This window comes from Staphylococcus sp. HMSC055C03 (assembly GCF_001809385.1).
GTDB lineage: Bacteria > Bacillota > Bacilli > Staphylococcales > Staphylococcaceae > Staphylococcus > Staphylococcus simulans.
The window spans coordinates 13,840-39,115 of the sequence record NZ_KV797493.1 but is presented as its reverse complement, the minus strand read 5'-3'; the positions used below and the strand labels follow the sequence as shown (position 1 = coordinate 39,115).

Here is a 25,276-nt window from a genome sequence, read left to right as displayed (position 1 = left end):
AAAATCCTCGTTCATAATTAGTATACAATAATTTTGCATACAAAAGAATAATGAATTGGATTGTGTGGTGGATAGATTATAAAGCTAACTCATTCTTTCTCAATAGCACTATGATAAAATTAAACTGCTTTGAAATAAATTTTATTAAAGGAAAGGTGGTCTGTATGTCTGATATCGTCATTCAAACCGAAGCAAGCCGATTAACAAAAGCACAATTAAATGATGTGTTGAACATAGATCGTGGCTACATTGCACAATGGGCAAACCAAACAAAAAGTATTGGTATATTAATTCAAGATCCGGCACAATTCTTGCGTGTTTATCTCGCTGTACAATCTAGCGGTTATTTACCGGTAGTGTTAGATGCGAAGTGGACGTCTGAACAACTACATCAAATTTTAAATCATTATCAGATTACACATGTGATTGCTGATAAGAAGATTGAAGGTGTTAATTCACTACGTCTTGAACAATTAAATGAAGCAGAAACACCTTCCTCACAAAAGGTGACATCACCGCCTGATGATTTATTGCACATCGGTTTTACTTCTGGTACGACAGGCATGCCAAAAGCATATTATCGCAATAGGCACTCTTGGTTAGTCAGTTATGATGCGAATGACGATATCTTAAACGCACCGCCTTCATGCGTAATTGCGCCAGGTCCAATTGCGCATTCACTGACCCTTTATGCCATGATGTATGCGTACCATTCTCATTGTCCGTGTTATATGCAGATGGATTATCATCCTGCGCAATTATTTCATCAGCTTATCGAGCATCCAAAGGCTGTCGTCTTTATTGTACCTTCGGTTTTAGAACAAATTTTACAATTAAACACTAAAAAGTTAAGAGATATCTCTGTGACATTTCTAACGTCAGGTGCGAAATTAGAACCGCATACGATTAAACGCTTTAAAGAAAGGATGCCGAAATCACAAGTTATTGAATTCTTCGGTACAAGTGAAGCGAGTTTTATTTCATATCATCACGTGACAGACTATGCGCCAAAGAATGTCGGGAAACTTTTCAAAGGCGTTAAAGTTATTTTAACTGATGACACTGGACAGAAATTGTTTGACCCTACTCAAATCGGACAGCTTCATGTACAAAGTGATATGGTCTTTTCAGGCTATGTAGATGGAGAAAGCATCTCTAATCAAGACACTATTGCGACAGGTGATTACGCAAAAATGACAGAAGATCAAGAACTGATATTAGAAGGACGCGTCAATAATAAAGTAATTGTGGGCGGAATGAATGTCTATCCTGAAGAAGTGGAACGTGTAATTTTAGAAACGACACCGATCCAACACGTTATGGTGACAGGTGAAAGGCATTATGAGTTAGGAGAAGTGTTGATTGCGTATTACCAAACAAAACAACCTATAACGATTCGAGAGATAAAACGTGATTTACGTCAATATTTAGAACGTTATAAAGTACCGATGCGCTTTATTGAAGTACCAGAAATGTTATGGACGAATAGCGGGAAAATTGCACGTAAAGAGATGGATGAACGCTATGGGAGGAAAGAAAAATGAGAGAAGCAGTCATTATTGAAGCGAAACGAACACCAATAGGCAAGTATGGCGGTATCTTTAAACATATAGAACCTGAAGCTTTACTCAAGCCACTTATCGATGAATTGATACAGCTGCATCCGTCTATCGCTTCAAATATACAAGATGTCATCATTGGTAATACAGTAGGTAACGGCGGTAATCTCGCGCGTAAATCATTACTTCATGCCGGACTCTCTTCTGATATTCCAGGTATGACAATAGATCGCCAATGCGGGTCAGGCTTAGAAGCAATCAACCTGGCATGTCGCATGATTCAAGCTGGTGCAGGAGATATTTATCTTGCAGGAGGAGTGGAATCAACAAGTCGAGCACCTTGGAAAATTCAAAAACCGCAATCGCTGTATGAGAAACACCCGCCAGAAATATATGAACGTGCGCCTTTTACCCCAGAATCTATGGGAGATCCAAGCATGTTAGAAGCAGCTGAAAATGTAGCGCAAGTTTATCAAGTTGCTCGTGAACGTCAAGATGCTTTTGCGGCACGTAGTCATCAAAAATACTTTGAACATTTATCACAAATCCAACGTGAAATCGTACCTTTAACAATCCGTGGTGAACAAGTAACACAAGATGAAGCACCCAAACAAAAGATGTCTGCACAACGTTTAGCACGATTGAAACCGCTATTTGATGCAGGCTCAGTCACTGTCGGCAATGCTTGTCCTAAAAGTGACGGTGCTGCCTTAGCGTTAGTTATGTCACGTGAAAAAGCAGAAGCACTCGGGTTAAAAGATCAATTGAAATTTATAGATGCACAGGTCTCAGGAGTCAATCCCAAATTATTAGGTATTGGACCTGTCCCTGCGACCGAACAACTATTAATGAGACATCGATTATCTATTTCAGATATAGATTGGGTCGCATTTAATGAAGCTTTCAGCTCTCAAGTACTCGCTTCTATGGACTTGCTTGGTATAGAAGAAAAACAAGTGAATCCATTTGGTGGTGCACTCGCTGAAGGACATCCATATGGCGCAAGCGGCGCAAATTTAGTCGCACGACTGATTTCTATTCTTACGTATTTCCCTGGAAATCATGCATTAGCTACAATGGGCATTGGTGGCGGATTAGGTATTACGACTTTATTTGAGAAGGTAGAGCACTAAATGAAACAGACATTTACTTGGAAATTATCGTCGCAATACGCTTCTGTTCCTTTAGATGAGTTTTATTTAACAGATATCTGGCATCGTTTTGAACCCTTTCAAGCATCAGCTGAACATTCTTTTATCTTAAGACAGAAACGTATCCATCGTTATCATTCTTTAATAGAAGGAAAGACTTATACAGCTGAACTTAAATTAATAGATCAACGGGCCCTTAAACACTTTGAGCAATCACGTTATTTACTGACAGTTACCGCAACGGATAGCGCTGATATATGGATAGAGATTGAAACAACGTTTGTTACTATGAAAGAGACATTTCATCAACAGTCCTCATCATCTGAAACACTTAACGTTCAAGAAACATTTTCTTTACCAGCCCAAGCTTTACCGTTAGAAATAAAGTGGGATGATGTTGAAACGTATTTAAAAACAGTCTCTGATTATAATCCTATTCATTGGCAAGAGGATGTGATGCCTGGAGATTTTGTGGTAATGAAAGCATTAGAGGTAGTAGCATCGCGTGATTATGAATTAAAAGATTACCGCAAGTTAGATATTAAATATAAACAGATGATAATGAAAAATGAATGGTTATACATTCAAGTGGATTCAAAAGACAGTTATACGCATATGATTGTATATAATACAGCGCATCAACAATGTATAGAGATTAAAGTAAGATATATAATGGATGATTTATAAGAAATAGGTATGAAGAAAGAGCATATTAGTAAGTGTTGAAAACCACACCGTGGTTTTCTTTTTTTATGCAGTTTGGTAAAATTTTAAAGTTTTGTAAAGAAGCGGTTATTTAATCAAATACGGGTAGAGCCACATAAGGAGGGATTTATATTGGACCTTTATGCTGGTTCTTTTTTTATGTCTCAAAATACTAAGACTGAGATGCATTGTTAAAAGGGCCACACTGACACGGTTTATGAAACATAATGTATATATTCTCTAAAAAATGAATAAAATTTTTTCTTTGGGATTTCAAGCACATTAAATTCGCTTATTATTCATAGTTTATACATGTAAACCCCATATAAATGTATTAAATATACAGAAACATGTAATGAATAAAAAGATAAGTGTGAAAAGTACAACAGTTGTAATGTGATTTAATTCACATGAGTATCGTTTGAAAGGGCTTACAATATAGATAAATAAAACAAGGAGGTTTCACAAATGAATGAACATCCAATTAAAGTAAACAGTGAGATCGGTAAATTAAAAACGGTATTACTTAAACGACCTGGTAAAGAATTAGAAAATTTAGTACCTGAGTATTTAGGAGAATTATTATTTGATGATATTCCGTATTTAAAAGTAGCACAAGAAGAGCATGACAAATTTGCACAAGTGCTACGTGACGAAGGCGTAGAAGTGCTTTATTTAGAAAAATTAGCTGCAGAAGCCATTGAAGATCCAAAAGTACGTGAACAATTTATTGAAGATGTATTAGCGGAATCTGAAGATACATTATTAGGCCATGAAGAAGAAGTAAAAGAGTTATTCGAAACATTAAATAACGAAGACTTAATCGAAAAAGTAATGGCAGGTGTTCGTAAAGAAGAGGTAAGACAAGACCATGCACACTTAGTAGAGTATGTGGACGATTCTTATCCATTCTACATGAACCCAATGCCAAACCTTTACTTCACACGTGACCCACAAGCGTCAGTAGGTAATGGTATGACAGTTAACCGTATGTTCTGGCCAGCACGTCGCAGAGAGTCTATTTTCATCACTTATATCTTAAAACATCACCCAAGATTCAAAGATGCTGATATTCCAGTATGGTTAGACAGAAACTCACCTTACAACATTGAAGGTGGAGACGAATTAGTTCTTTCTGAAGAAGTAATCGCAATCGGTATCTCTGAAAGAACATCAGCACAAGCGATTGAAAAATTAGCGCGTCAAATCTTTGCGAACCCAGACTCAAAAATTAGAAAAGTTGTTGCGATTGAAATCGCGAATACACGTGCATTCATGCACTTAGACACAGTATTCACAATGATTGACTATGATAAATTCACAATCCACTCAGCTATCGAGAAAAAAGGTGAAGACATGAATATCTTCACACTTGAACCAACTGAAGATGGCAAAGATATCACAATCACACGTACACACAACTTAAAAGAAACATTAAAAGACGCGTTGAATTTAGACCACATCGACTTCATTCCGACAGGTGACGGTGACCGCATCGTAGGACCTCGTGAACAATGGAACGACGGATCTAACACATTAACAATCCGTCCAGGTGTCGTTGTTACTTACGACCGTAACTATGTATCTAACCAATTATTACGCGACAAAGGCATTAAAGTTATCGAAGTAACAGGTAGTGAATTAGTTCGCGGACGCGGGGGCCCACGTTGCATGAGCCAACCGTTATACCGTGAAGATATCTAATTCTAAAGTATACAGTGCTTTAAGTGATAAGGATTGCATCAATAGAGGCAGTTTAGCGTCATCACTTAAAGCCTGGCTTTAGATTGAATACTGCTTTGACTTAATTTGATACCTATTCACGGCGACATGTTTGCACATGGCCTATGATTTTGGAAATAGCAAGAGGCGCAGGCCCTTTAAAACAATTAAAGCAGTATAGCGTCAAAAAATAAATAAATTGACAACACATGCTTTGAGAGAGTCTCAAGCATTAAAGGAGTTTTGAAGATGAGCGGAGAACAAAGTAAACTCAGTAAAACGGCTTTAATCGGTCTGGTCGTTGGTTCAATGATCGGCGGCGGCGCCTTTAATATTATCTCTGACATGGGCAGCAATGCCGGCGGATTAGCAATTATCATCGGATGGATCATTACAGCTGTAGGTATGATATCACTCGCATTTGTATTCCAGAACTTAACAAATAAACGTCCTGATTTAGACGGCGGTATTTACAGTTATGCACGTGCCGGTTTCGGTGACTTCGTCGGTTTCTCCAGTGCATGGGGATACTGGTTCGCAGCATTCTTAGGAAACGTTGCATATGCCACGTTGCTGATGTCAGCAGTCGGCAACTTCTTCCCGATATTTAAAGGCGGCAACACACTTCCAAGTATTATCGTAGCCTCCATTTTACTTTGGGGTGTACACTTCCTGATTCTGCGAGGCGTAGAAACAGCAACCCTAATCAACAGTATTGTCACAGTTGCCAAGTTAATTCCTATCTTCCTAGCAATTGTATGTATGATCGTCGCATTTAACTTTGACACGTTTATGGCCGGTTTTGCAGGAATGAAAGGCAACATCGCATTACCAATCAACTTCTCAAACATTATGGAACAAGTGAGAGGTACAATGTTGATTACAGTATGGGTATTCACTGGTATTGAAGGTGCGGTTGTATTCTCAGGCCGTGCGAAAACGAAGAAAGACGTGGGTACAGCTACAGTACTCGGTCTATTGATTGTATTAGTGATTTACTTCTTATTAACTGTACTTGCACAAGGTGTTATCGAACAAAATCAAATCTCTGAATTAAGCAGTCCATCAATGGCAGCCTTACTTGCTCACATCGTCGGCCCATGGGGCTCAGTTGTGACAAACATTGGTTTAATCATCTCAGTACTTGGAGCTTGGTTAGGTTGGACATTGCTTGCTGGTGAGTTACCATTCATCGTCGCAAAAGATAAAATGTTCCCGAAATGGTTTGCGAAACAAAACAAAAATGGTGCACCAGTCAACTCACTCCTAATCACAAACATCTTAGTACAACTGTTCTTAATCAGTATGTTATTTACAGATAGTGCGTATCAATTCGCATTCTCACTCGCATCCAGTGCGATATTGATTCCATATGCATTCAGTGCATTCTATCAGTTCAAATATACATTGCAGTATGATCGTAAAAGCAACCTACAAATGGCAATCGGTATTATCGCTTCTATCTATGCGGTATGGCTCATTTACGCAGCAGGCGTGGACTACTTGCTACTGACAATGTTGCTATATGTACCTGGTCTGTTCGTTTACTGGATTGTACAACGCAACAAAGGTATCAAATTCATCACAAGAGACTACATTTTAATGGGATTCATTGTCATCTTTGCCATTCTTGGTTTAATAAGATTGTTCAGTGGCGCAGTAAGTGTCTTCTAATTACTGACGCATGAAATCCTGACAACAGATAAAGAAATGGCAGCCTGCAGGACCTCGCTACATCCTGTAAGCTGCCTTTCTATCTGTATACATAAGAATGTGTGTGCGAACGCAATATGATACAATAAACACGTTGCACATGTTGAAAAAAGGGCAGATATTTCAGCTGTCTCAATTAATAAAAACTATATTTTCAACACACATTCATGAAAAAGAGAGAAAGAGATGAGGTGAACGTGTATGAGCAATAGTACTGAAGATTATCAAGCGTCGATCCAAGCATTATCGAAAATATTAGAGGTACCATCAGGGCTGCTCGTTCCTCATCTTTCTGAGATTTATGTCAGGAACTATGAAAAAGGGCAAGTGATTTATTATCAAGGATCAGAAGCGGATAGTATCTATGTATTATTAGAAGGTTATGTATCAAGAGAAATGTTGAACGAAAACGGTGACGACTATTTAATGTTGAACCGACCGATTAATATGTTTCCTTTAAATCATTTATTCCATTCTGATCATTACCATGAATCATGTACAGCGCTCACAAGCAGCTTGATTGTCAGAGTGCCTAAAAATGTCATTGAATATTTATGTAAAAATCACGAAGATACGTTTATTAAAATCTTTGATTTATTACGTACAGAAGCCAACCAAAACATTGAACGTAATATGGCTTTACTTGGTCGTAATGCCGAACAAAAGGTGATAAACACATTGCGCGTAATGTGCGAAACGGTAGGAAACGATCAAGGTGCTTATTACGAACTAGATAAGATTATGACTGTGACACTGTTAAGTGAGTTAGCAGGTGTATCAAGAGAAAAAGCCAGTCATGTGATCAGAGATTTAAGTAAACAAAATTTAGTGTTAAAGAATCATCAAACTTGGACTGTAAGTAAGTCCTTGTAGAAGAAGAGAGAAGCGGCATCCTTACTTTTGAACAAAGTAATCATGTCGCTTCTCTCTTCTCATTTATCTTTATTTAGCTCATCAAGGTTTCAATAATAAGTATTTCACATATTCTGCTTCTTCATTTGATTTCATTAACATCATAATAACATCATTACCACTGACTGTACCCAAAACATGCGGCAGCTGCATTTGGTCAATACAGTAATTGATGGTACGGGCAAATCCCGGTTCTGTTTTAATTAGGATATAGCTGTCTTTAACGATAATAGAGTTGATACTATCATCGCGATATTTCTTGAAAGCTTCACGAAAGCTGTTTGCTTCATTTTTTTCTGGTAACACATAATAAGAAGGGGCTGAGCCATTCGGAACTTTCGTCACTCTTAAATGTTGTAAATCTTTTGCGACTGTGGTCATACTGAAAATTAAATTGTATTGCTCTTCCATGATTTCAGCTAACTCACGTACTGTAGAAATCTTGTTATTCTTTAGTAGTAATTTAATTAAATCAAGACGTTTCTCTCTTTCCATATCCTCATCCCTTAAATTAATAATTATACAGTATTATTGTATTCTATAAGTTAAGTGAACTCAAATCATTTTTGCTTATTTAACAATATTATCGCAAAGTGCTTTGAATAAATGAAAGAACTTGTTTGTAAGTTAGAAGTAATATTGAGATTAAATAATTGAAGTTTTTTAATAACTGAACGCCTTATTCAGTAAAAAAGAAGTGTACACGCGTTTTAGGTGTACACTTCTTTTGTGTGGTTTTATTGTTATTTTACTGCTTTTAATAAAGTGCGATAGAGTGTTTCTGCAGTGTCTTCATCTTCAATATGATGAACATTCATGCGGCCATCTTTAAAGAGTGTGGCTTCATAACCGTCTACATTTAAAAGTTTGACGTAAGGATTCGCTTTAAGAATTTGACCTGGGAATAAGTCGGCGTTGTCAAAGTGTTCAGGTTTGAAGCGGAAGACGAATGTATCTCCGCAACTGCCTTCGATGACGTTTGATTGACGTTTCCCTAGATATTCGTAATTACTTTGTGCACAGACTGTGCAATTAGGGTTTTTGAAGCGGCTGACATCCATAGATTGTTGTTTGACTTCAAAGGGTGACACCGTAATGAGTTTGCCAGAAAAGCCTGTGCCTGATAGATAGCGCATCAACTCCGCAATCTGATAACTCACGACCTGCATAATGACAGGTGGTATCACACCATTAATTGCACAACTTTCTGCAGTTTCAGGTGTTTCTTCCATAAAACAACGTAAACAAGGACCTGTATAATCAATCGCGTAGACAGAACCTTTACCTCCAACAGCTGCACCATAAATCCAAGGTAAATTTAATTTATGACAGACTTCATTAAATAAGAAGCGAATCGCAAAATGGTCCATTCCATCTAATAAAATATCTGGATTAATATCTTGAATCATCGTTTCAATATTTGTTGAAGTGATTTCTTCATAGATAGGATCTACTTCTACATTAGAGTTAATAACTTTTAGTTTATCTGCTAATGCATAGACTTTCGGACGCATTTCTGTGACATCTGTTTCATCATAAAGTGCTTGGCGATGAAGGTTGGTTAATTCAACAATATCCATATCGACGATGGTTAATTTGCCGATACCCATACGCACAAGTTGTTCAGCTATATGACTGCCAAGGGCACCCGCACCCATGACTAATACATGTGTGTGTTCAAGGTTGTGTTGACCTTGTGCGCCAAAAGGCGCAAAGCGTGTTTGGCGGCTATAGCGTTCGTTGAAATCTGGTGTTTCTGACGGTGTAGGCATTATAAGAATCCTAAACCTTCGGTAGGGCTTGATGCTTGTGCAGTATATTTAATTGGGATACGGCCAGCTTCATAACTTAAACGACCTGCTTCAACACCAAGTTTCATTGCTTCTGCCATTTTCACTGGATCTTTAGCACGTGATACAGCAGAGTTTAATAAGATACCATCTGCGCCGAGTTCCATCGCTTGTGCCGCATCTTTCGCTGAACCAATACCTGCATCAACGATAATCGGTACATTTGAATTCTTAATAATATAGCTTAGGTTTAATGGGTTGTTGATACCACGGCCTGTACCGATAGGTGAAGCTAAAGGCATTACCGCATGAACACCTAATTCTTCTAAACGTTTGGCTAATACTGGGTCTTCAGAGATATAAGGACAAACAATGTAGCCACGTTCTAATAAAATTTTACATGTTTCATACGTTGCAATCGGATCAGGTAGTAATGTTTCATCATCACCGATAATTTCGACTTTAATCATGTCGCAAACACCTGCGTGTTTTGCGATTTCTGCGATACGAACAGCTTCTTCAACTGTTTTCGCACCAGCTGTATTAGGGAACGTAACAAAGTCTTTTAAGTTAACGTTCGCAAGGGGGTTCGGTAAGTTTTTGTCATATAGATTCATACGACGTACCGCAAATGTCAGTACGTTTGTACCTGAAGCTTCGATAGCTTTTGTTTGTACATCTTCATTTTCAAATTTTCCTGTACCGAGTAATAATCTTGATTCCATTTCATAAGGTCCAATTTTTAACATATTATCCGCCTCCAACAAATTCTAATAGTTCTAAACGATCATCTTCGCGTACGATTTGGTTTGCGAAATCTTCACGTTGTATTAAGTTTTGGTTATGTTCTGCGATGACACGTTTTTTGTCGAGTTCTAAATGATCTAAAATATCTTGAATTGTGACTTCAGTATCGAATGTGAACGGATCACCATTAATGATGCACTTCATGTTTTTCCCTCCTTAATTCAAATTGAAAGGGTTCGAGTGCTTGTGGACGATGTCCAGTCGCAACCCATTCGGCCATTAATTCACCGATAACAGGTGATAATAAAATACCATTACGGTAATGGCCAGTGATAATCCATAATCCTTCTTGTACTTCATCCATAATCGGCTGTTCTTCTTTAGTCCATGGACGAATACCTGACCAGTATTTGAGTTCTTTGCTTCCCGCAAGTTCAGGTACACGCTTAATTGCTTCTTCTAATAACCATGTTTTACCTTGTTCAGATACACCGACAGAGTAATCATCAAAGTAGCTTGTTGCGCCGATTAAGAAACGATGCGGAGGTTTAGGTACGATATAACAGCCGTTGGTCATAAATAACGTTTGTTTTAAATCTAAGTCTTCATTTTCAACGAGCAAGACTTCGCCTTTAACACCGCTGACTGCTTCTTGAATGTCTGGTTGTTCTGAGACATTGCCAGCCCAAGCACCTGTGGCTTCAATTACTTTATGTGCTTTTGTTAAAGTGCGACGTCCGTTACGCTCTGCCTCAATATCATAACCTTCACCGACACGATGAATTGCGGTTACGTTCGTGTGTGAGAAACGATCAATATTTGGTGCGTTTTCGAGTGAAGCATGAAGCGCCTTAGTATAATGATTAGCATTGATTTGATGGTCGTGCGGCACAAACATCATGGCTTCTGTACTTTTAACTAAATGATTGGTCAGTAATGCTAAATCAGTATCTGATAAGTCTTGAACATCCTCATCATGTGAATGAAGAAATGCATATTGTTGTTTCAATGACGGGACATCTTCTGTTTGAGTGGCTAACTTAATCAGGCCATTTTGTTGGTACTGAATATCAATACCTGTTTCTGAAAATAAGTCTGTACTTAATGCGTTGAACTTAGCACGGGATGTAAGTGCTAAACGAAAGAGGGGGCTATCCTCTTTAAATTCATTTTGTGCACCTAACATACCGCCTGCTTTATAAGAGGCATGTTTGCCTTCGATATCACGGTCGATTAATGCGATAGATAAACCACTGTCTTTTAAATGTCTTGCGATAGACATTCCGATGACGCCTGCTCCGATAATGGCTAAATCATACATAATGTTCACCTTCCTTGAGGGTGCGAAGTGTTTGTATATCATGTTGTAAGAAGAAAGAAATGGCTGCGATACCACTAAAACCATGCGGCACTTGTGATAAGGTATTTTCGTTAATACCGCCAAGTGCGATGATAGGCATATCTACTTGTAAGGCATCTGATATTTCAGATGGCGTACGTGGCGGTAAACCTGGTTTAGAACCGGTCTCGAAAAGATGACCGAATAACACAAAATCTAAGTGATGATTTTTAGCGGATTGAATTGTATCTTTATGATGTGTAGACATGCTGACACATACATCTGGATACTTGTTTTTGAATTCAAAGGCACGCTCGTCCATCTCTTTAAAATGAATACGCTTTAAATCAAAATTTTCAAATAGTTTTATATTGGAATGCGCAGTGATTTTAGCTTTAGGAAATCCAGCATCTAGTAAGCGTTGAATTTCTGTAGCTGTAGTTGCTTGGTCAGTACGTACAATTAAACAGTCAATCACAGGCGCTATTTCAACATATTGAGCTATGGTTGTTTTTGTGAGTTCATATGGCGTTATCGCGACCCACACGATGGATTCACCTTCTTTAATCAATAAGTCGCAAGAAAAGCGAAATAAAAAAACGCTATTTCCATATAAGAAAATAGCGCATTAAACGTACAATACGCCACTTTCCTACGCTAGTATAAACTAGATCAGGTTCCAAGAATTTCCTTATCATACATAAGGATCTCAGCCTGTAGGAACAGGCACTTCCAGTGGACTTATTGAAATTATTTGATTCATAGTATTTCAGGAAGTCATCATATTCAATACTTTAACTAATCGTGTAGCGAGGCGTTAACGTATTGGACTGACTTTTTCATTCTTGAAATATAACTTCCTTCTATATACAAACACATCATAAATCACTTGCATTAAAATTGCAATAGCGAATCGCTTTCATTGTAGGTTTTTACTGCTTACAAGTAAGACTATTGAAACAAGCAAATACAGCCGTCAATATGTGTGATACAATGAGAAAAAACATAAGGGGATATACATGAAACATATATTCAAAAGTGCAGTTGTATCACTTGCGGTTGTGGCTAGTTTAACTTTAACAAATACAGAAACGTTAGCAGCAGGTAGCTATTATTATAATGGGATGACGGATTATAATGCGTCTAAAGCTTATCCTAAAACAAAGCGAATTTCTAATAATGATGTACAAATTAAACACATCGCAAATGCATACAAAGGAAAATATAAAGCAGTAGGACGTATTAGTAATAAAGATGGTTGGAAAGGTAGAGGTAAAGACAGTATGGGGACAGGGACTGTTATAGGACCTTATACATTAATTACCAATGCACACGTGATAGATGATGCCAAAGGTGCGGCAGCTAATCCTAAATATATTACGTTTGATTTAAATCGCGATGGTAAGGCAAAAACTTATACTTTCCACGCAACAAAAGTAGTTAAAGTACCTCAAGCCGATGTCGCATTAGTCTATACCAAAGAAAAGCTGACGAACTACACACCAGCATTACCTCTTGCGTCGAATTCACAAATCAACAACTTAACTTATAATCGCAATCTCTATTCAGTAGGTTATCCATGGCAAAATGGAGATAATACAAAATCCTACTGGAGTAAATTAAAATTCATACAAAAATCTTCAAACGGCACAGAACTACAAACCAAAGATAAATTCCGTGCAGGTGCTTCAGGATCAGTCATGGTTGATGGTAATTATCGTATCTATGGATTACGCACATACGGCTATAACCTCTGGGGTACATCACCTTATAATTACGCCAAAGTTGAAATGGCAGGCGGAGAAGCGTTAAATGGATCAACAGGAAGTTTTGTGAGAAGTCATATTAGATAGACTTTAAATACAATCTCTTTAAAAGTGTGAAATGAGTCGCACGGATTAGGGAGATTGTGTTTTTTGTTTTTATTTACCTAGTTTGATTCAATTTCGTAAAAAAAGATGACAATTATTTTACCTAAATAGTAAAATTAAAATTCAAGTTGTATATGGAATTAAGAATTGAACCGTAGTATAATTATATTAATAAATATCTAGGGGAACTAGTGAGTGCTTCAGTGTTTAAATATAAGGAAGGGCGGTATCAACTATGAAAAAATCTTTAAAATATCTACATCATATGCCTTATTTTGCTGGGGTTCAGCCGTCTTAGCGTAATGACTTTATAACTATTCAGTGAAGTTATAAATAAGTAATTAATAATCGAGGACGCTTAAAAATATAAATCTATACTTCAAAGGAGAACATCAAGATGACTACGGCAGATAATAATTTAGTTCCTAAGTATAATGAGGAAAAAGGTAATGAAATTTTTCCAGTGAAAACACCATTAGAAAGATTAACAGCTATTGAAAATAAATTTGAAATTTTAGCACTTGACGTTAAAAATATCCAAATAGAACAAGCAAGAACAACCCAACATTTAAGTAACATACAAGAAAATTTTAAAATAGAATCCGAAAATGTAAAAGAAAGATTTAATGGAGTAAATCAACGCTTCGAACAGGTGAATCAACGCTTTGACCAAGTAGATAAACGTATTGATCAAGTAGATAAGCGTTTTGAACAGGTAGACAAGCGTTTTGAACAAGTAGACAAACGATTAAAAGAGATGAATAATGAAACGAATCAAAACTTTAGTGAAGTTAAACAAGCAATAAATAAATTAGATGAGAAGTTTGAATCTAAATTAGAAAACAAGTTTTGTACATGGAAAAAAGAAATGATAACTACCATTACAATATCTTGTACTATAATCGGAGTCATTGTATCGTTGTTCAATTTTTATATCGTTCATTAATTAGTACTTTAAAAATTAAAGATTTAGAAAGCAGTAAACATCATGAGTGTAAGACAAAAACATTGAGTGATACGGCAGAAGTCTGACAGGCTTCTGCTTTTTTTGATGTTTTGTTATGAAATTAATTTTCAAGTTTGGGGCGCTGTTATGTGTTAAAATACCAATGGTATATATTATGAATAAAGAAGGTTAGAAAATGACTGAATATGTAGTGACAAACGGTAAAGTTTATACAGAAACAGGTGTCTTAGATAAAGGTTATGTGAAAATTTCTGATGGCAAAATTTCAGAGGTTGGTCATGGTGATTATCAAGGAGATCTAGAAGTAGTGGATGCACAAGGACAATATGTTTTACCTGGGTTTATTGATATTCATATTCATGGCGGGTACGGACAAGATGCGATGGATGCTTCGTTTGACGGATTGAAACATCTAGCTGAATCGTTACTTTCTGAAGGTACTACATCTTTCCTTGCGACAACAATGACACAATCAGTGGAAAACATCGATCGTGCCTTAGAAAATATTGTGGAATATAAAGCAGTTCAAGATAAAGAAAATGCGGCTGAAATTGCAGGGGTTCATTTAGAAGGTCCGTTTATTTCAGAACATAAAGTAGGCGCCCAAAACCCTAAATATGTACAACGTCCTTCAGTAGATGCGATTGAACACTTCCAAGAGAAAGCTGACGGAAATATTAAAGTGATTACCTTTGCCCCAGAAGTAGAAGGTGCAAAAGAAGTTCTAGAAAAATTATCCGACCAAATTATCTTTTCTATGGGTCATACTGTTGCGACATTTGATGAAGTGAATGAAGCAGTAGAACATGGCGCAAAACATGTCACACATCTTTATAATGCAGGAACACCATTTGAACATCGTGCGCCTGGACAATTTGGTGCGGCATGGACCAACGACGGTATCCATACAGAACTAATCGCAGATGGTATTCATTCACATCCAGCATCAGTTAAAATCGCTTATACAATGAAAGGCAATAAACGATTTTACTTAATTACAGATGCGATGCGCGCAAAAGGTATGTCGGATGGCGAGTATGATTTAGGCGGACAAAACGTTATTGTCAAAGGCTCAGAAGCACGATTAGAATCAGGTGCTTTAGCTGGCAGTATCTTAAAAATGAATGACGGCTTACGCAATATGCTTACATTCACTGGTGCATCACTCGAAGAAATGTGGCGTGTAACAAGCCTAAATCAAGCCATTGCGTTAGGTATAGACGCTCATAAAGGCAGCATTAAAGAAGGCAAAGATGCAGACTTAGTCTTATTAGATCAAGACATGCATGTCAAAACAACAATTAAAAACGGTCAAGTTCATAACTATTAATTTATAGTTAGAGGCACTCGTATTTAAAACGGGTGCTTTTTTTATTTGTATTTTTGGTGTCTACAATTAGATATATAACGGCGTATAATAATGTGTTTCATTATAAAAATCACATATAGTATACCCATGTATAGTTGTTTTAGTTATTGTTTATACTTTTGTTTAAATAGAATTTACAAACCAAACACCAACTTAATAATAGCTTAAAGATTGCTTGCTACAATTTGTGTTGAGAGGAAGTAAAGGTCTATTGAAGACAGATATCACGGTGTCTTTTAATTTTGGGACTTCCTTTAAATTTCAACCTATTTTGGAGGTAGCGCATTGAAGAATATCAAGATGACTAAGATTGTAGCAGGAAGTATGGCAAGTTTAATGCTCTTATTATCAACAGGGGCAGCACAAGCAGATGCCAGCGGCCAACCAGCGCCACAAGCAGCACCGCAAGCGCAACAAGCACATCAACAACAACAAGGTATTAAATTATTAAATAAGAAACCAAAAGTAGCACCTGTTAAAAAGAAAAACAGTCCGAACCGTATTATGACAAACTTTAATGGTGATACTAAAACAGAAATGGGCTTCAACTGGTTTACAACAGATAAAGCTGAAGCACCACAAGTTTGGGTCTCAACTTCAAAGAATATGAAAGACGCGAAAACATTCACAGCTAAAGCAGAACAAGTGGACTCTCAATACATAGAAAGAGATCATTCAGGCCACTTCATTTTCGCTGATGTGGAGAAAGATGATAATGGTGAGCCAGTCAAAGATGAAAATGGCAAACCAAAAATTAAAGGTTATTACACAGATAAAGGTGCAGGCGGTCCAGAATGGACAAGCGGTGATCAACACGGTAAAGCATCTTTAATGAACGTGAAAGAATATAACTATAAAGCACAAGCAACAGGTTTAAAACCAAATACAACATACTACTACAAAGTTGGTAGTAAAAAAGGCAAACAAAGCCAAGTCGGTACATTCAGAACATCTGGTAACGCAGGTGATCCATTCAAATTCGTACAATATACGGATACACAAAATGCTTACTGGAACGAACATGTACGTAACGAAGCGAAATTCGGTGCAAACACAATCGCTGAAGCAATTAAAACAGCAGGTAATCCAAACTTCGCATTGCATACAGGTGACTTTGTAGAGAACTCACAAGTTGAAGATGAGTGGAATGACATTTATGACCAATCTCGTCCATCATTCATGTCTTTACCAGTTGCGGCAGCAGCAGGTAACCATGATGAATATGCATTCGATGAGAAAGACAAAAAGTTATTAGATCGTTTCAACCGTCACGTGAACGTACCTAAAGCGAATAACGCAGTCAACGGTGGTTCATACTACTCATTTGACTACAACGGTGCACACATGGTTGTTGCAAATACAAATGACAACAAAAAAGGTGAAGACAATCCAGAAGGTAAAGCCATTGGTAAAAAACAAATGGAATGGATTAAACAAGATATCAAAAAAGCACGTGAAAACGGCTCAAAATGGGTTATCTTAAACTTGCATAAACCAATGTACTCTAAGTCTTATCATGCTTTAGAAGATGAAGACATTAAGAAATTACGTGAAGAATTAACGAAAGAAATCGATGATTTAGATGTGGATTTAGTATTACAAGGACATGACCACGTACTCGCTAGAACTAAAATGTTACAACATACTTCAACAAAAAATAGCTTCGTAAACGCTAAAATTGAAGATGCAAAACAAGTTAAAGGTGAAGATGGTGTCACATACTACGATAATCCAAAAGGTTCAGTTTACGTGTTGCCAAACACAGGTGGTACAAAAGCTTATGATGATATCTACAGCAAACCATTAGAACATATCAAGAAAATTCGTCCGAAATTGAGCTGGTTAACTGAAGCACAACGTCAAGAATACAACAACTTATTCGCAGTAGGTGAACAACCTCAAAAAACAGATGCGTTTAACGATAGCCATGAAAATAACCGTGACTCATCAGCTCAAAACTTCTCAGTTTATGAAGTGAAAGGCGACAAATTGATTGTGAAAATCTATCAATTAAACGGTGACATCAGTAAAGGCGAACAAAGAACAGTTAAGTTAATCGACCAATTCGGTATTTCAAAAACTGACAAAAAATAATAACTGTTGATAGCTTTAATTAAGTCATTTGACTCAGGTAGGGACTCGTAAATCATACGAGTCCTATACCTTTATACATAGGAGGCAACAAAATGAAGAAATTTTTAACATATACTGCGGCAGTCGCAAGCTTGAGCTTATTATTAACAGGATGCAGCGATCAACAAGAGAAAAAGACAAGTGACGCTAAAGCACAGACACAACAAAATCAACCAGCCTCAAGTTCTAAAGACATTAAAATAAACAAAGAGAAATTATCTAGTCAAGAACAAGCAAAAATAAAAGAAGAAGTGATGAAGTGGGCAGACAAACGTGCTAATCAACAAGGTTTAGCAGCTTCTAACCGTTATTTTGGAGCAGGGGAAATTTCAACAGGAGACTGGTATGCGATGACACCTAAAGGTGAGCTGCAAGTCAGTAATCAAAATGAACCAGGCCCTAAAGCTTTTGAACGTCATAATTTAGTAGGTGTGGTATTTTATCACTCTAACCAAGGTGTAACAGGATTTGATGAGAAAGCGAAAGATTTATCTAATATAGAAGGTTATCGTAATGTGGCAGATTTAAATCAACCTATCACAAAATACTTATTTGCAGATGACGGTAAAGTTTACGAATGCCAATTTAAACCGAGTCAACAAGTAACATTGTCTTCAGGGTTCGCGCCAAAAGACCATAATGACAAAGATCCTAACTTGAGACCAGACGAGTTATTTAAACCGACTGAAGATGAAACTGCGACAGAATTAATGAATCACTTGATTAAGCAATACGGTAAACAATGATGTACAAATATGTGCATAAGCTTTAATAATTTTGTTTAATTTGTACATATTTAAAATAAGAAAGTCATAGTAATATACAGAATAGAAGTTGAATTCTTATAAGTACCCTAATGAATTGAAATGCTAAAATTCCCAAGCGAACGATTGCCGCTTGGGAATTTTTTATTTTAAAGTTAATTTTTATTATATTCTAGATACTCCGCAATACCTTTAGATACAGGATATTCAGGTTGATAACCTAATGCTTTTAACGGTGTCACATCTGAACGAGAATATTTAATGTCACCTGCACGTTCATCTTCAAATGAATAATGAACCTCATATCCGAAGTAGTCAGAAAAGGCTTTGAAAACAGTTAGTAAATCTGTTTCATCTCCAGTACCCGCATTATAAATCTTTCCGTTTGTTTCTTCTTTTTCTAACACAATCCAAATTGCTTGAAGTAAATCTTTGATGTAAATAAAGTCACGTGTTTGTTTGCCGTCACCAAAGAAAGTAAAGTCAGCTTTGTTTAAGAATTTTTGATTTAAAATTGATAATACCCCTGAGTAGTCTGACTCTGGATTTTGTCTTGGACCATAAACGTTGAAGAAACGTAAAGAAACAGTCGGCAAGTTATAGAGTGAATGATAAATCTTTGTATACTGTTCACTTGCGAATTTTTGTACTGCATAAGGTGATAAAGGATTAATTTTGGAATCTGTTGATTTTGGTAAATCTGGCAAATCACCATAAATTGCGGCAGATGAAGCAAATAAGAATTTTTTCAAATTCGGGTTATGTTGACGGTTTGCCTCTAATAAATGAATCGTTGAATCAATATTGTCCCCATTAGATTCAACTGGTTTGCCCACAGTTTCTACGACACTGACCATTGCGGCTAAATGAAAGACGTAATCGAATTGATGCACTTTCACAAGTTCTTCGAGTAATTCAAAGTCTTTCACGTCATTTTGATAAAAATGATCTTCATCTATAAAAGGAATATTGTCTCGTTTACCTGTAGAGAGGTTATCTACGACAAACACTTCTCCACCTTCGTTGTTAAATTTCTCTGCGATGTGCGAACCGATAAAACCAGCGCCCCCTGTAATCAATACTTTCATAATAAGTACCTTCCTTGTTAGAAAATTAATGTCTTATATCTATTTTAATATGTATACGTCTAAAGTGTAGCATTATACTTTAAAAGTTGAAAGACAAAAGACATGTTAAACTATTAAAATTATGTAAAGGGACAAAACGCTGTCATGACAATGTTTATAAGACATACGGCAGACTGACTTTACACTAATTTAATAATAAAGTGCTTGCTAGTAACGCAACGTTATAGCGTAAGCTAAGAGTGTAGAGAAATTAAAGAGGCAAGGAGGAAGTTTAAATGGAATATTCAACAGGTGAATTAGCCAAAGCTTGTGAAGTATCTGTCAGAACAGTCCAATATTATGACCAAAAAGGATTGCTAAAACCAAGTCGTGTTGAACATAATCGCAGAGTATATAGTGAAGCAGATAAAACCCAATTAGAAAGTATTGTTTTATTAAAAAGCATGGGCGTTTCGCTTCAAGAGATTCATCATATATTAAATGAATCAGAAGATACAGCGACATTAAAAGTTTTGTTGAAAAAGAAAGAAGTTGAATTAGAAAAAGCTTTAACTCAAACGAAACAAAAATTAGAACGTCTTCAAAAGCTAGATGAGCTTGTAGGAGATGACAGCACAGGTTTACTAGATAATGCGCATCATTTTGAACAATTATCATCACGTATGGACCAAATGAGTCAGATTCGTCGTAATATGTTAATAACTGGTATTGCTATTGGTAGTTATCAAGTTAGTGCTTTAGTACGTGCACTAACTAAAAAAGATTGGAAAATTTTGGCGAAAGCCATTCCATTCAGAGTGCTTGTTGCGGCAGGGTTAACAGCGTATTACTACCAAAATGTCAGTTACGTTTGTCCAAATTGTCAAACAGTCTTCAAACCTAAATTAAGTCACATGATTTTCGCTAATCATACTTTCAAAACGCGCAAACTCACATGTCCAAATTGCAGTGAAACACATTATTGTATTGAGGTAGCGGATAACAATAAGTTGATTTGAAGAGAGGAAGATCATCATGATTGCGAAAGTTGAACATTTATCTAAAAGTTTTGGAGATGTGGAAGTTATAAAGGATATTTCGTTTGAGTTAGAAACAGGAAAAATTCATGCGATACTTGGTCCGAATGGTTCCGGTAAAACAACAACCATAAAATTGATGACCGGTTTGTTGAAACCGGATAAAGGTGTGGTCACCTTATTTGATCAATCTTTAGACCAACCGCACTTCAATGAAGTACGACAAGCTATGGCTGTCCAAAATGATGGGGCTTTATATGAAAATTTAACTGTTGCTCAAAATTTAAAGTTTTGGGCGCAGTTGTATGGTTTAGATACAACTGATTTTAATCAAAACAGTACTTATTTATTAAAAGTGTTTGATATTGAAGCACATATGCAAGCCAAAGCAGGTGCTTTAAGTAAAGGTATGAAACAAAAGGTATTGTTAATTCGAGCGATGATGACAAACCCTAAATTATTAATATTAGATGAACCAACTTCAGGGTTGGATCCTATTGCTTCAGAACGCTTTATTGAATTACTTAAACAGATGGCTAAAAAGCAAGGAACTACCATTTTAATGTGTACGCACCAACTTCAAGGTTTAGAAAAAATTGCGGATAATATTTTCATTATGAAAAAAGGAACGTTTATTGCGCAAGGGACAGTATCACAATTGATACAAACAGAATGGCCGGGACATGAATTTCATTTAAAAGTGTCAGACGTTCAAGAAGCAGAACGTCTTTTAAGTCAAGCATCTATTGATCTAGTTTCTTTCTATGAGGTTAGAGATGATCAATTGATTGTGAAAGTGGATGCATATAAGGACATTTCTGAAGTTATTACTATTTTAGTAAAAGAAAATATAAAGGTTTATGAAGTTACACAATATCAACATGCGTTACAAGAACTCTATGAGAAAAAAGTAGGTGGTTTATAAGATGAATACACATCGTATCAAAGCATTGGTTAAAAAAGAATTGTTAGAAATGATGTATGATAAGTCGACGTTATATCCTATGCTTTTCATCGCTGTCTTTTTCAGCGTCATACTGCCGAATATCTTGATTATTTTCAGTACGAAAGTTGATTTAGTTAATTTGCCGAGTGAATTTGAAAAATCGATTCACCAGTTAAATACACTTAATTTACCTGTTCATGCATCACCTGAACATATTTTAATTTATATAGTATTGATGTATTTCTTAATGCCACTCTTTCTTTTGATGCCTGTCATTATTTCTAATGCTTCTGCGAGTTATAGCTTTGTGGGAGAAAAAGAACACAAAACGTTAGAGGGATTGTTGTATACACCATTATCAGATAAAGAAATGTTGTTAGGAAAAGTTATCGCATCTTTTATACCTTCCATCGTCATCACATATGGCGCCATTGTACTCTATGGTATAACAGTGAATTTATTTGGTTGGAAACAATTCCATCAATTAATTTTTCCTAATGGAGCATGGCTCTCTTTAATTCTGTTGATTATACCATCAATGACTTTCCTTTCGATATGTCTCGTGATGATGGTTGCGAATAAGGCAAAGAGTATGAAGTCGGCTCAAAGTGTTGCGTTATTCTTAGTTGTACCGATTATCGGTTTAATCATTTCTCAAGCTTCAGGTATTATGCTGTTAGGTTATCAAATCATCTTAATCGCAGGTTTCGTCTTAATTATCTTAGACATCATTATATTCTTATTACTTGTGAAGTCATTTAATAGGGATAAAATGGTTTCGAAATTATAAATGTGTAAATACAAAATAACCAGTGCGAAGAACTCGTACTGGTTATTTTGTATGAAAAATATTCAATGGTTTTTAACGGTTATCAGTAGCTTCTATGAAATTGTATTTTAAAATTTCTTTAGATTCTTTTTTAATGAATTTATCAAATAAGCTTTGATTGATATTGGCTAACTGTGTTAAAAATTCAGGTTCTACTTTTAAGATGTCTAACAATTTTTGCGGTGTAATGAGTTTTCTTACAAACATGTATTCTAAATGAGCGGTTATTTTAATTGGATGTCTGCGTGCCAGGGTATCATCTAAAGGTTCAACCGCTTCATAATTCTTTTCATGAATCGCATGACAAAAAGCAATATATTCTTCAAATGTGAGTAATCCTAACTCATAAGCACGCTGACCCATGGCTTTGATAGATACATACCACTTCTGTTTTAATGGTGTGTAATCATCTGGATTAGACAAGTTAGACACCTTCTTTAGATCTTCCTTAAATGCTTGTTCAGGCAATAGGAATGAAGCGGCGAAGATATTTGCTTCAGGTTCTATATCTTGAAATTCTTCATAAGTGAGTAAATCAAATTGAATATGCTTATGTAACAGTAAATGACCTAATTCATGCGCAACATCAAACACGCTTTTTACCGCAAAATCATTGTTGTGGTTTAGAACAATATAAGGCATACCTTTTTCAGACCAAAAACTGAAAGGTTTCGCTTCGTTATTGATATTTGACTCGCATATACATAAACCTGCTTTTTCTAACATGAATAGCAACCTTAGGTTCGACGGTTCTTTTATAAGTAATGCGCGTGCTTTTTCAGCAGCGTTTTTAATAAAATTAATTTGGCTATTAGCTTGATCATAAAGGTGTTCTATTTCAGCCGTGACGTCTAAAACCTGTTTAAAAGGTGATTTGACGAATCTTGATTGGAATTCTACAAAGTTCGCTAGATATATGGATTGGTAAAATTGTTGGGTGTGTGTATGAAAGTCATAGTTGCTTATAGAAACATGGCCACGTTGTACTGTATTGGTTCTAGAAAAGATTGTATGTTCGGCTGTTAGATAACTGGTTCTTACTTTGAAAAATTGACTTAAAGTTAAAGTGAGATTGAAATCAAAAGGTGCATGCTTATTCTCGCATTGTCTTAATTGATATTCACTTATATTTAAGTGTTTAGCTAAAGCTTTGTAACTATAACCGTGTAATTGACTTAAGCGGGCGAGTTGTTTTCCAATATTCATAGATGTTGTGTGCTCCTCGTATAGTTATGTAATTATGACTGGCTTCTGCTGGAGATGGAAAGTTGTTTGCTATTTATTATTTTATTATACATAAAACCCGAGAGGAAACATGAATTTTTCTCTCGGGTTTGTTTTAAGTGTTTGATATTCGGTTCGTTGTTGTATTTATTGTAGTTTGACGTCTGCTTTTGCCACTTCAATCACTGTATCTATAAGTGTTTGAATACCTTTTTCAATTTCTTCTGGTTCAACAGACTCTTTAGGTGAGTGGCTGATACCGTCTTTACATGGAATGAACAACATGCTGGTAGGGCAGATTAATGCCATGTTCATGGAATCATGACCGGCGCCGCTGAACATGAAACGGTAACTGTAGTCATGTTGTTCGCACACTTGTTTAGTAATTTGGGCAATTTCTGCATTCAGACCCACAGGCATATCTTGTCCTAAGTCTTTAACCTCAGCTTGTATATTACGACGTTTTGTAATCTCTGAAATGGCTTGTTGTACCTCAGTCGCAACTTGTTCACGTGATTCTAATTCTTTACCTCGAATATCAATCAATAATGTTACATCGCCAGGGATAGCATTCATGATATTAGGGAAGGCATCTAAATGACCGACTGTCGCAACGACCCCTGCTTTATGGTAATGTTGTGCGATGGCTTCAACTTGTAAGATGATTTCTGATGCGGCAGTTAAAGCGTCATAACGCATCGGCATAGGTGTTGATCCGGAATGACTTGTTTCACCTGTTAATTTAACTTTAAAACGGTGAGGTGCTGCGATATGTGTCACAATCCCAATGTCTTTGTGTTTGTTTTGTAAGATAGGTCCTTGTTCGATATGCAGTTCTAAGAAGGCCTTTAAATCTCCTTGATGATAGAAATCTTGTTCTGAAGGTAAGCTTTGTTTTAAAGTGTCGACCAATTGGAATAGCGTTTTGCCTTCATTATCTTTAATTTCTTTCATATCGTCTTGAGACAAGTTGCCTGTAATGTATTTACTGCCGAGTGTCGCAGTGTTGAAACGTGCAGATTCTTCTGCCGTAAATGCGACGATTTCAATTGGGTGATCTGTTTCAATTTGGTGTTCGTTTAAATGCATCATGAGTTGTAATGCAGCTACAACACCAAGTAAGCCGTCGTAACGTCCGCCATCTTTTACGGTATCGATATGTGATCCGATCATAACGGGCGGTAAGTTAGGTTTTTTACCTTCTCTTCTTGCGATGACGTTGCCGAAGTAGTCGAAGCGGACATCTAATCCCGCTTCTTGGCACAACATTGAGAATTTCAATGCGGCTAAGCGTTCAGCGTGACGAAAGGCAATGCGGTTTGTGCCGCCTGTTTCTGTATTAAAACCATAGTTATTAAAAGTGTCTAAATGAGACATGACAGTATCTAAATTCATGGAGCTCCCCCTGTTTGATTAATGATTGATAGATAG

At 36.5% G+C, this 25,276-nt stretch carries 23 protein-coding genes and 1 riboswitch; of the genes, 14 read left to right on the top strand and 9 right to left on the bottom strand.

Translation table 11 applies throughout. From position 1 onward, the window contains the following. Window positions 1-164 precede the first annotated feature (164 nt). The 6 genes from HMPREF2603_RS06995 to HMPREF2603_RS06970 all read left to right on the top strand — a co-directional run bounded on the left by HMPREF2603_RS06995 (window position 165) and on the right by HMPREF2603_RS06970 (window position 7,723). Window positions 165-1,544: an AMP-binding protein gene (locus tag HMPREF2603_RS06995; protein ID WP_070462776.1), complete on the top strand. Its 1,380-nt coding sequence runs from the start codon at window positions 165-167 to the stop codon at window positions 1,542-1,544. Further along, window positions 1,541-2,692 (top strand): thiolase family protein, encoded by a 1,152-nt coding sequence (locus HMPREF2603_RS06990; protein WP_060804408.1) that lies wholly within the window; start codon window positions 1,541-1,543, stop codon window positions 2,690-2,692. Before HMPREF2603_RS06995 ends, HMPREF2603_RS06990 begins: the two co-directional genes overlap by 4 nt. Further along, window positions 2,693-3,397 (top strand): hypothetical protein, encoded by a 705-nt coding sequence (locus HMPREF2603_RS06985; RefSeq protein ID WP_060804407.1) that lies wholly within the window; start codon window positions 2,693-2,695, stop codon window positions 3,395-3,397. 486 nt (window positions 3,398-3,883) lie between these two features. Further along, on the top strand, window positions 3,884-5,119 hold the full coding sequence (gene arcA, locus HMPREF2603_RS06980) for an arginine deiminase (RefSeq protein ID WP_002479926.1): 1,236 nt from the start codon (window positions 3,884-3,886) through the stop codon (window positions 5,117-5,119). Window positions 5,120-5,386: 267 nt separating this feature from the next. After that, the gene (arcD, locus tag HMPREF2603_RS06975; protein WP_002479925.1) at window positions 5,387-6,811 is read left to right on the top strand and encodes an arginine-ornithine antiporter; all 1,425 of its coding nucleotides are present in this window, start codon (window positions 5,387-5,389) and stop codon (window positions 6,809-6,811) included. Between the two features lie 240 nt (window positions 6,812-7,051). Continuing rightward, entirely contained in the window at window positions 7,052-7,723 is a 672-nt protein-coding gene (locus tag HMPREF2603_RS06970) for a Crp/Fnr family transcriptional regulator (RefSeq protein WP_002479924.1), read from the top strand. Window positions 7,724-7,804: 81 nt separating this feature from the next. Here the strand turns inward: HMPREF2603_RS06970 and HMPREF2603_RS06965 are convergent, their stop codons facing one another. The 6 genes from HMPREF2603_RS06965 to HMPREF2603_RS06940 all read right to left on the bottom strand — a co-directional run bounded on the left by HMPREF2603_RS06965 (window position 7,805) and on the right by HMPREF2603_RS06940 (window position 12,116). Next, window positions 7,805-8,257: an arginine repressor gene (locus HMPREF2603_RS06965; protein ID WP_002479923.1), complete on the bottom strand. Its 453-nt coding sequence runs from the start codon at window positions 8,255-8,257 to the stop codon at window positions 7,805-7,807. 248 nt (window positions 8,258-8,505) lie between these two features. Continuing rightward, window positions 8,506-9,534, bottom strand: coding sequence for a ThiF family adenylyltransferase (locus tag HMPREF2603_RS06960; RefSeq protein ID WP_060804406.1), 1,029 nt, complete (start codon window positions 9,532-9,534; stop codon window positions 8,506-8,508). Next, a complete protein-coding gene (locus HMPREF2603_RS06955; protein WP_002479921.1) occupies window positions 9,534-10,301 on the bottom strand; it encodes a thiazole synthase in 768 nt (255 codons plus the stop codon). Before HMPREF2603_RS06955 ends, HMPREF2603_RS06960 begins: the two co-directional genes overlap by 1 nt. A 1-nt stretch (window position 10,302) precedes the next feature. Further along, the gene (gene thiS, locus HMPREF2603_RS06950) at window positions 10,303-10,503 is read right to left on the bottom strand and encodes a sulfur carrier protein ThiS (protein WP_002479920.1); all 201 of its coding nucleotides are present in this window, start codon (window positions 10,501-10,503) and stop codon (window positions 10,303-10,305) included. Further along, complete coding sequence (locus HMPREF2603_RS06945; RefSeq protein WP_060804405.1) at window positions 10,487-11,620, bottom strand: NAD(P)/FAD-dependent oxidoreductase; 1,134 nt, start codon at window positions 11,618-11,620, stop codon at window positions 10,487-10,489. The genes thiS and HMPREF2603_RS06945 overlap by 17 nt, the downstream gene beginning before the upstream one ends. After that, window positions 11,613-12,116, bottom strand: a complete 504-nt coding sequence (locus tag HMPREF2603_RS06940; protein WP_261676374.1) for a thiamine phosphate synthase — start codon at window positions 12,114-12,116, stop codon at window positions 11,613-11,615. Before HMPREF2603_RS06940 ends, HMPREF2603_RS06945 begins: the two co-directional genes overlap by 8 nt. A 154-nt stretch (window positions 12,117-12,270) precedes the next feature. Continuing rightward, window positions 12,271-12,382: riboswitch (TPP riboswitch) on the bottom strand. A gap of 275 nt (window positions 12,383-12,657) precedes the next feature. On the opposite strand from HMPREF2603_RS06940, the gene HMPREF2603_RS06935 reads away from it, so the two are divergent. From HMPREF2603_RS06935 to HMPREF2603_RS06915, 5 genes are all read left to right on the top strand, one after another. Next, on the top strand, window positions 12,658-13,491 hold the full coding sequence (locus tag HMPREF2603_RS06935; RefSeq protein WP_060804403.1) for a trypsin-like serine peptidase: 834 nt from the start codon (window positions 12,658-12,660) through the stop codon (window positions 13,489-13,491). A gap of 415 nt (window positions 13,492-13,906) precedes the next feature. Further along, a complete protein-coding gene (locus HMPREF2603_RS06930) occupies window positions 13,907-14,455 on the top strand; it encodes a hypothetical protein (protein ID WP_060804402.1) in 549 nt (182 codons plus the stop codon). Between the two features lie 196 nt (window positions 14,456-14,651). Beyond that, window positions 14,652-15,806: an N-acetylglucosamine-6-phosphate deacetylase gene (gene nagA, locus HMPREF2603_RS06925; protein WP_060804401.1), complete on the top strand. Its 1,155-nt coding sequence runs from the start codon at window positions 14,652-14,654 to the stop codon at window positions 15,804-15,806. 339 nt (window positions 15,807-16,145) lie between these two features. Further along, window positions 16,146-17,939, top strand: a complete 1,794-nt coding sequence (locus HMPREF2603_RS06920; protein ID WP_070462828.1) for a purple acid phosphatase family protein — start codon at window positions 16,146-16,148, stop codon at window positions 17,937-17,939. 92 nt (window positions 17,940-18,031) lie between these two features. Next, complete coding sequence (locus HMPREF2603_RS06915; RefSeq protein WP_060804400.1) at window positions 18,032-18,724, top strand: putative periplasmic lipoprotein; 693 nt, start codon at window positions 18,032-18,034, stop codon at window positions 18,722-18,724. Window positions 18,725-18,897: 173 nt separating this feature from the next. Here HMPREF2603_RS06915 and HMPREF2603_RS06910 read toward each other — a convergent pair whose 3' ends face one another. Next, on the bottom strand, window positions 18,898-19,830 hold the full coding sequence (locus HMPREF2603_RS06910; protein ID WP_060804399.1) for an NAD-dependent epimerase/dehydratase family protein: 933 nt from the start codon (window positions 19,828-19,830) through the stop codon (window positions 18,898-18,900). A gap of 275 nt (window positions 19,831-20,105) precedes the next feature. Between HMPREF2603_RS06910 and HMPREF2603_RS06905 the strand changes: the two genes are divergently transcribed. The 3 genes from HMPREF2603_RS06905 to HMPREF2603_RS06895 are packed head-to-tail and all read left to right on the top strand — an operon-like array spanning window position 20,106 to window position 22,582. Next, window positions 20,106-20,828, top strand: a complete 723-nt coding sequence (locus HMPREF2603_RS06905; protein WP_060804398.1) for a MerR family transcriptional regulator — start codon at window positions 20,106-20,108, stop codon at window positions 20,826-20,828. Window positions 20,829-20,844: 16 nt separating this feature from the next. Continuing rightward, window positions 20,845-21,771, top strand: coding sequence for an ABC transporter ATP-binding protein (locus HMPREF2603_RS06900; RefSeq protein ID WP_060804397.1), 927 nt, complete (start codon window positions 20,845-20,847; stop codon window positions 21,769-21,771). A 1-nt stretch (window position 21,772) separates the two neighbouring features. Further along, complete coding sequence (locus tag HMPREF2603_RS06895) at window positions 21,773-22,582, top strand: ABC transporter permease subunit (protein WP_023015529.1); 810 nt, start codon at window positions 21,773-21,775, stop codon at window positions 22,580-22,582. A gap of 72 nt (window positions 22,583-22,654) precedes the next feature. Here the strand turns inward: HMPREF2603_RS06895 and HMPREF2603_RS06890 are convergent, their stop codons facing one another. Together HMPREF2603_RS06890 and HMPREF2603_RS06885 are read right to left on the bottom strand one after the other, a co-directional pair. Further along, window positions 22,655-23,827: an ImmA/IrrE family metallo-endopeptidase gene (locus HMPREF2603_RS06890; RefSeq protein WP_060804396.1), complete on the bottom strand. Its 1,173-nt coding sequence runs from the start codon at window positions 23,825-23,827 to the stop codon at window positions 22,655-22,657. 165 nt (window positions 23,828-23,992) lie between these two features. Then, on the bottom strand, window positions 23,993-25,240 hold the full coding sequence (locus HMPREF2603_RS06885) for a Zn-dependent hydrolase (protein WP_070462784.1): 1,248 nt from the start codon (window positions 25,238-25,240) through the stop codon (window positions 23,993-23,995). Window positions 25,241-25,276 lie beyond the last annotated feature (36 nt).